Consider the following 6,715-nt stretch of genomic DNA (forward strand, 5'->3'; position numbering starts at 1 on the left):
AAAATGCTTCAACTACAGCTTGGCTTTTCGACAGTCGGCAACGCGGAGGTAGAGCCGGCTCACAGCATTCAGGTCGCCGTCACCCAAATGACGCAGATCATCGCCAACGTCGCCTCTAGCCAGTACGGCGGTTGCTCGTCGGATCGGACCGACGAAGTGCTGGCACCATTTGCCCAGAAGAATTACGAGAAGCATCTGGAAGAGGCCAAGGAGCTGCCGATCGATGCTGCCACAGCTGAGGCATACGCCAAGCGCCGCACCAAGAAAGACATTTACGACGCGCTGCAGACGCTGGAATACCAAGTCAACACGTTATACTCGACCCAGGGCCAGACGCCTTTTGTGACGGTCGGCTTCGGTCTGGGTACCAACTGGCTGGAACGCGAAATTCAAAAGGACATTCTCAAGATTCGCATTGATGGACTGGGCAAGGAAAAGCGCACGGCGATTTTCCCGAAGCTTGTCTTCACCATCAAAAAGGGCCTGAACCTGCACCCCGGCGATCCGAATTACGACATCAAGGAACTGGCCGTCGAGTGTGCCACCAAGCGCATGTACCCGGATATCCTGTCGTATGACATGATCAAAAAGCTGACCGGTTCCTTCAAGGCACCGATGGCTGCCGCTCGTTTTTGCAGGGCTGGACGGATCCCGATACCGGCGAGGAAGTCAACGCCGGCCGCATGAACCTCGGGGTCATCACCGTCAACCTGCCGCGCGTTGCCATGGAAAGCAAGGGCGACAAGGACAAATTCTGGAAGATTCTTGAGCAGCGCCTCGACATCTGCAAGCAGGGTCTGGTGTACAAGGTGGAACGGGCCAAGCAGGCCACGCCGGAATCTGCACCAATCCTGTATAAGTACGGTGCGTTTGGCAAGCGCCTGAACGATGACCAAAGCGTCGACGAGCTGTTCAAGAACTCGCGCGCCACAGTTTCGCTGGGCTACATCGGTCTGTACGAGGTCGGCACCGTCTTTTACGGCTCGGCCTGGGAGAAGAATCCGGAGGCCAAGGCCTTTTCCATCGACGTGGTCAAGGATCTGTACGAGCACTGCAAGAAGTGGGAAAAGGAGTATGGTTACCACTTCTCCGTTTACGGGACGCCGTCTGAAAGTCTGACTGACACATTCTGCCGGCTGGACAAGAAGCGCTTCGGCGTGGTCAAGGACATTACGGACAAGGATTACTACACGAACTCCTTCCATTACGATGTCCGCAAGGCGCCGACCCCGTTTGAAAAGCTCGACTTTGAAAAGGACTACCCGAAGTACTGCTCAGGCGGCTTCATTCATTACTGTGAGTATCCAAACCTGAAGCAGAACCGAAAGCCTTGGAAGCCGTCTGGGACTATGCCTACGACAAGATCGGCTACCTCGGCACGAACACCCCAATCGACCAGTGCTTCGAGTGCGGGTTCAAGGGTGAATTCAAGGCCACCGAAAAAGGGTACGAGTGCCCGCAGTGCGGGAATCACAACCCGGATACCTGTGATGTCGTCAAGCGCCTTTGCGGCTACCTTGGCAACCCGAACAAGCGGCCGATGGTCCACGGGCGGCAGGAAGAAATCCTTCACCGCAAGAAGCACATGGTCATCGGCAACGATGATTTGGCTGGCCAGGCTTAATCTTTTCGCACATAAAGGAACCCCACTCGCCCTGCGCAAGTGGGGTTTTCTGTTGCCTCACAGACGGCGAACGCAGCGAGTGATTGACCATTCGAAGAAACTGATTAAAAGCACTCGATTACCAAAAGTAAGTCGTGTATAATTGGTGATGCTGATTTTCAGAAACGGAGGAAATTATATGAAAAAATGGTTAATCGCGCTGGCTAGTCTGTTCATGGTGGGCGTGCTCGCCGCATGCGGCAACAGTCAAAGCAGCAGTAGCAAGGCCGGTACCGACAACGTCAAACTGGTCACCCCCAAGACGCTGACCATTGGCCTCGAAGGTACCTACCAGCCATACAGCTACCATGAAAACGGCAAGCTGACCGGTTTTGAAGTTGAGCTGGGCGAGAAGATTGCCGGCGAGCTCAACTTGAAGCCGAAGTTTGTGGAGACCAAGTGGGACTCGCTGATTGCGGGGCTGAACGTCGATAAGTACGACCTGATTCTTAACAACGTCGCCGAGACGCCGGAACGCGCTGCGAAGTATCGTTTCACCGTGCCGTACACTTCAGGCAAGTCGGAGCTGGCGGTCAAGAAAGGCAACACGACCATCAAGTCGATTAAAGACATCAAGGGCAAGAAAATGGCCCAAAGTATCACCTCTAACAATGCGGCGAACGTGAAGAAGCTCGGTGGGGTCATTGTCCCAGTCGACGGCTTTGCGCAGTCGGTCACACTGATCGAACAGGGCCGCGCGGACGGTACGGTCAATGACACCGCGTCCTTCCACTCCTACCTCAAGCAGCAGCCAAACGCGGACATCAAGCTGATCCCGGTCGGTAATGCGATCAAGACGACACCGGCGCGTGGGCTGCTGCGCAAGGACGAAGGTCCGCTGCAAAAGCAGGTCACCAAGGCGATTGAAAAGTTGCGCAAGAACGGTCAGCTCGGAAAGCTGTCGAAGAAGTACTTCGGCAGCGACATCACGAAGTAACCGAGCGGCGATGAGTAAAGGAGGGATTTGATGAGTGCCTGGCAAATTGTTGTGAAGTCACTGCCGGAACTGCTGGTAGCGATGCTGAAGTACACCATTCCAATTACGTTGATTTCATTTGCGTTAGGGCTGATTTTGGCGGTGCTGGTCGCCCTTGTCCGGATCTCGCCGTCGCAGAAGCCAGTCATGCGCGGGCTGAAAGGCCTGACCTGGTTCTACGTCTGGGTCTTCCGCGGCACGCCGCTGTTGGTGCAGCTGTTCCTGATTTTCTTCGGATTGCCGTACCTCAAGATGAATGGTCATGCCATCATCGAGCTGAACGCCTGGACGGCCGGCATTCTGACATTTTCGCTGAACACCGGGGCCTACGCTTCGGAAACAATTCGCGCGGCGATCTCATCGGTGCCGAAGACCCAGTGGGACGCGGCTAAAGCCCTGGGAATGAAAAAGTCGCTGATCCTGCGGCTGGTCATCTTTCCGCAGGCGCTACGCATCGCGTTGCCGCCGCTGTCCAACAGTTTCATCAGCCTGATCAAGGACACGAGCCTGGCCAGTGGCATCACCATCATCGAGATGTTTCAGGTCAGCCAGCAGTTTGCGGCGCTTTACTACAACCCGCTGGTCTCGTACAGCTTGGTCGCGTTCCTGTATTTGATGCTGACGACGGTCTTGACCGGCGTGCAGAGCTGGCTGGAAAAGCGCACCAGCCGCTACCTGCTCAGCGAAGGGCAATAAGTGATGGCAATCAAAATGGCTCAGAGCGTCGTGCGACGCTCTGAGCCATTTTGATTGCCTTAATTCTGACCCGCTTTCGGCACCTGATTTTCCGGCCGGTCCAGCAGGTGCTGCCGGCTGATGACGGTGGTGACGACCAGGGTCAGCAGCAGCAGGCCGCTGCCGGCGATGCCAAACAGCAAAGGCGCTGCGAAGTGATCAAACAGTGCCCCGAACACCAGCGTGCCGATTGGCGCAAGCATTGTCGAAATCGTGAGGTCGAGGGAAAAAAAACGCGGCCTTGCAGATTTTGCGGAATAATCTGCTGCTTGAAGGTGTTTGCAGGGGTGTTGATCAGCACCATCAGGATCCCGTTGAGCATGCTTTGCAGCCAGAAGAAGGCGGTGCTGAGCCAGCTGGGCCAGGAAAACAAGGCCGGCACACCGGTGGTCGTGAACATAGCGCCCAGCAGGAACAAGTTGAAATAGGAAAAACGGATGGGGTGGGTGCGGATGGTGATGGCCGCCAGCAAAATGCCGCCGCTGAACATGCCAACGGCAAAGCCGGAATCGACCAGCCCATATTGCTGGTTGGAGAGCTTCAGCGTCTGAATGAGCAGATACGGAAGGCCAACATTCATGGCCGCAAACAGGAAGTTGACCGCGGCTGAGGAAATCATGATGGTCAGAATCAGCTTCTGATTTTTGACGTAGGCGAACCCGGTCTTGAAGTTGTTCAGGACGGACTCTCGCGGCTGCGGCGTAGCAGGTTGGGTGACCAGGCGGAATTTCAGGAGCAGGATCGCGACCAGCGCGGTCAGTTCGAACAGCACCTCAACGTAGGCGAAAGTGTCGATGGCCACCAGCGTGTAGAGCCACGCACCAATCAGCGGCGCTAGGAAGGCGGCCAGGCTGGTGATGGACTGATTCAGCGAGTTGACTCGCTGCAGCTCGCTGCCCTCAAACAGCTGCACCAGGCTGGCGGTCAACGTGGTGCTGAGAAAATTGTCGGTGACCTGCAGCACGATGATCAATGCGATCAGTTCCGCGTAGTACTGCGCGGGCCACACCCGAAATACCAAGCCAAACGCAACTAGGACCACACTGGTGACCACCTGGGCGCTCAGCATGATGCGCCGGTGGTTCATGGTGTCCACGACATAGCCAACAAACGGCGTCAGCAGCAGTGACACCACCGGTCCGGTGACCAGCGTGACGCCCATGCTGAGGGCGGAGCCGGTGCGGTGCAGAATGTACAGGCCGATGGCAAAAGACAGCATGCTGGATCCGAACGTGCCGGCAAATTTTAAGATGAGAATTTTGATGGTCTGCGGCGTAAGGTTTTTCAAGAGAAACTCCTAGTGAGGTTTAGTTGGCTGAGGCAGTGACTGGTGGCACCTGGTTCTCAGGCTTGTCATATAGATGGCTGCGCCTGATCAGGCCGGTCACAATCAGGGTGAAGATGATCAGGACGATGCCAGTGACGCCAAACAGCAGCGGGGCGGCGAGGTGATCAAACAGCACCCCGAACATCAGCGTGCCCAGCGGCGCTAGCATCTGCGAAATCGTGCCGTCAAGTGAGAACACACGGCCTTGCAAGTGATGTGGAATCACTTGCTGCATGAAGGTGTTGATCGGTGTGTTGATCAGCACGATCAAGACGCCGTTGACGATGTTTTGAATCCAGAAGTAGCCGGTGCTCAGCAGACCCGTCCAGCTTAGCACGGCAGGCAGGCCGGTGAAGGTGAAGAGAATCGCCAGCAGGATGATGTTAAAGAACGAGAACTTGATTGGGTGGGTGTGCATTTTCAGCAGCGACAGCAGGATGCCACCGCCAAACATGCCAATGGCAAAGCCCGAGTCAACGAATCCGTACTGGTTGTTGGTCATTTTCATGGTTTGGATCAGCAGGTACGGCAGGCCGACGTTCACGGCGGCGAAGAGGAAGTTCAGAAAGGCCGAGGACACGGTCAGGATGAAGATCAGCTGCTGGCTTTTCAGGTATGCAAAGCCGGTTTTGAAGTTGTGCCACACAGATTCTGGTGCCTCACCCGGAGTCTTCTGCGATGCAGTCTGACCAAGTTGAAACTTCAGGAGCAGGATGGCGGCTAGGGCGGTCAGCTCGAACAGCACTTCGATGAACGCAAAGGTGTCGATGGGCACCAGCGTGTAAAGCATTGCCCCCATGAGTGGGGCCAGGAACATGGCGAGGCTGGCAATAGATTGGTTGAGCGAATTGACCCGTTGCAGCTCCTCGGGCGCAAACAGCTGGACCAGGCTGGCCGTCAGCGTTGTGCTGAGAAAATTGTCGGTCACTTGCAGTGCGATGATGAGTGCAATCATCTCCGGGTAATACTGCGTCGGCCAGAGCCGAAAGCCGAAGCCGAACAGCACCAGTGCAATACTGGTGGTGACCTGCGCGGTGATCATAATGCGCCGGTGGTTCATGGTGTCGACCACGTACCCAACGAACGGAGTCAGAATCAAAGAGACGATAGGGCCGGTGATCATGGTGACGCCCATGCTGAGCGCAGACCCGGTGCGGTGGAGAATGTACAGGCCAATGGCAAACGAGAGCATGCTTGACCCGAAGGTGCCGGCAAATTTCAGTACCAGCATCTTGATGGTTTGAGGTGTGAAATTTTTCATAACGTGCTCCTAGATGTAGTGGATCGTGACGTCGCCCATTTTAAAATCGCCGGCCAGCACCACAAGCGGACCGGTTTTGGTCGGGGTCTCGCCTTTTTCATTGAAGTCGACCGCCAAGTTGCCTAGGTTGGGTTGGACGTTCCATTCGCGGGGGATGTACAGGCTGATGTCGCCCAACTGACCGAGCACTTCGATTAGGGCCGGCTCGTTGATGATGGTCGCCTTGTCAAAGAAGACCTTGGCGTCGCCCAGATTGACGTGAATCACCGCGTGGCGGAAGTCGCCTTGCTGGACGTAGCGCGTGGCGCTGCCGAGCTTCACGTTGACGGTGACGTCGGCGGATTCACTGCTGGGCACGTAGCTCGGTGCTTTCTTGGCGTCTTTTTGCATTTGGCGCAGATCACTGAGTGAGTAATGGTTGTCATTAATGGTGACAACGCTGAAGTGGTGTTTTTTCAGCGGTTTGAACAACAGGGTCAGCCCAATCGATAGCAGCACCGCCGCCCCGAGAATCGTCCACGGGACCAACTGCTGGATGCCCAGCGGTTTGGCGAAGAGCATCGCCAGAAACGCCAGACTGAACGAGAACCCCGCGAACGACAGGCTGGCAAGACTCTTGATGGCCGCGGCGACCAGGATCAGGACCAGGACCAGTGTCCAAAAGCGCAAGTGATAGGTGAACAGGCCGAGCTGGCTCAGCACTAAGATGGCCGCGCAGACCACGAAGAATAATCCCCAGAACCAATGACCCCA

General features: G+C 55.9%; 6 protein-coding genes and 1 pseudogene. 3 read left to right on the forward strand and 4 right to left on the reverse strand.

What is annotated here, in order from left to right:
* The 3 genes and pseudogenes from nrdD to JCM13995_RS12360 form a co-directional block, all read left to right on the forward strand.
* Positions 1-1,624: pseudogene (gene nrdD, locus JCM13995_RS12350) on the forward strand (anaerobic ribonucleoside-triphosphate reductase); the annotation flags it as partial.
* 178 nt (positions 1,625-1,802) lie between these two features.
* Positions 1,803-2,600, forward strand: a complete 798-nt coding sequence (locus JCM13995_RS12355; protein WP_054666120.1) for a transporter substrate-binding domain-containing protein — start codon at positions 1,803-1,805, stop codon at positions 2,598-2,600.
* A gap of 30 nt (positions 2,601-2,630) precedes the next feature.
* The gene (locus JCM13995_RS12360; protein ID WP_054666123.1) at positions 2,631-3,335 is read left to right on the forward strand and encodes an amino acid ABC transporter permease; all 705 of its coding nucleotides are present in this window, start codon (positions 2,631-2,633) and stop codon (positions 3,333-3,335) included.
* 59 nt (positions 3,336-3,394) lie between these two features.
* Here the strand turns inward: JCM13995_RS12360 and JCM13995_RS17270 are convergent, their stop codons facing one another.
* From JCM13995_RS17270 to JCM13995_RS15050, 4 genes are all read right to left on the reverse strand, one after another.
* Complete coding sequence (locus JCM13995_RS17270) at positions 3,395-3,517, reverse strand: hypothetical protein (protein ID WP_263849680.1); 123 nt, start codon at positions 3,515-3,517, stop codon at positions 3,395-3,397.
* Positions 3,478-4,662, reverse strand: coding sequence for an MFS transporter (locus JCM13995_RS12365; RefSeq protein ID WP_054666127.1), 1,185 nt, complete (start codon positions 4,660-4,662; stop codon positions 3,478-3,480). Before JCM13995_RS12365 ends, JCM13995_RS17270 begins: the two co-directional genes overlap by 40 nt.
* A gap of 19 nt (positions 4,663-4,681) precedes the next feature.
* Entirely contained in the window at positions 4,682-5,962 is a 1,281-nt protein-coding gene (locus tag JCM13995_RS12370) for an MFS transporter (protein ID WP_054666131.1), read from the reverse strand.
* 9 nt (positions 5,963-5,971) lie between these two features.
* A partial coding sequence (locus tag JCM13995_RS15050; protein ID WP_162230966.1) for a LiaF transmembrane domain-containing protein occupies positions 5,972-6,715 on the reverse strand: 744 nt, incomplete at its 5' end.

This window comes from Lacticaseibacillus camelliae DSM 22697 = JCM 13995 (assembly GCF_001311195.1).
Classification (GTDB): Bacteria; Bacillota; Bacilli; order Lactobacillales; family Lactobacillaceae; genus Lacticaseibacillus; species Lacticaseibacillus camelliae.